This window comes from Shewanella sp. SW32, assembly GCF_025653365.1.
GTDB classification, from domain to species: Bacteria; Pseudomonadota; Gammaproteobacteria; order Enterobacterales; family Shewanellaceae; genus Shewanella; species Shewanella oncorhynchi.
The window spans coordinates 1-762 of sequence record NZ_JAKKSJ010000100.1; the positions used below are offsets into that span (position 1 = coordinate 1).

The 762-nt window shown below is 43.3% G+C and carries 2 protein-coding genes; both read right to left on the reverse strand.

What is annotated here, in order from left to right; translation table 11 throughout:
• On the reverse strand, positions 1-144 hold a 144-nt coding region (locus L5M28_RS23985; protein WP_263196006.1), incomplete at its 3' end, for a transposase.
• A 377-nt stretch (positions 145-521) separates the two neighbouring features.
• The coding region (locus tag L5M28_RS23990) for an integrase core domain-containing protein (protein WP_263198686.1) at positions 522-762 on the reverse strand (241 nt) is incomplete at its 5' end.

Consider the following 762-nt stretch of genomic DNA (forward strand, 5'->3'; position numbering starts at 1 on the left):
TGAAAGAGATTGCACGATAGATTGTCCTGTATGAGCTGCAAGTTGAGCCGCCAACTGTACAAGCCGTTTGGTCCTTCGTACATCCCCTAATTGTGCGCGCTGAAAAATGCTCTGTGCCCAGAGTGATGGTTCACTTAAAAACATGGCATGTGGTATCTGAAACAAAAGGTCAGGATCAGATCAGGTTAATTAAAAATGGTTCAAAAAAATCCCCCGGGGCAAACCGAGGGATTTGTGTAGAAGAGACAGCCGGTGTGATGGGGTTTCTCTTGGTCGAAAGATCCGATCACTTGGAGGGCTATTAGTTCAACATTTCTTATCCCGAGTTCAGGTTAAATTAATCAAATACGCTCAAAAACTGAGGTTTACCTACGCACAGATATTTCTCTGGGCGTAAAGAACACGTCGGCATACAGGTATTCAGATCGCATTCATGTTGTCTATATTCCATCTGAAGATTGCTCAGAGCTAATGTGGTGATCAAATGCATATAGTCCCGCCACACCTCAGGTGTGTAGTGGTCAAGTAAAATTGGCCACGGTTTTAGAGTCATTCCAATATAAACGTTCTGACCTATTTGGCGTTAACCCACCATTATATTGATGGGGTCTAGTCTCGCTGTAATATCCAGTGATGTAATTTGTGATCTCTTTATCTGCTTCTGTGAAATTCCCATAACCACTTGCGGGTATCCATTCAGATTTCAAACTTCTAAAGAAACGATCCATCGGTGCGTTATCCCAACAATTCCCGCGACGTCTC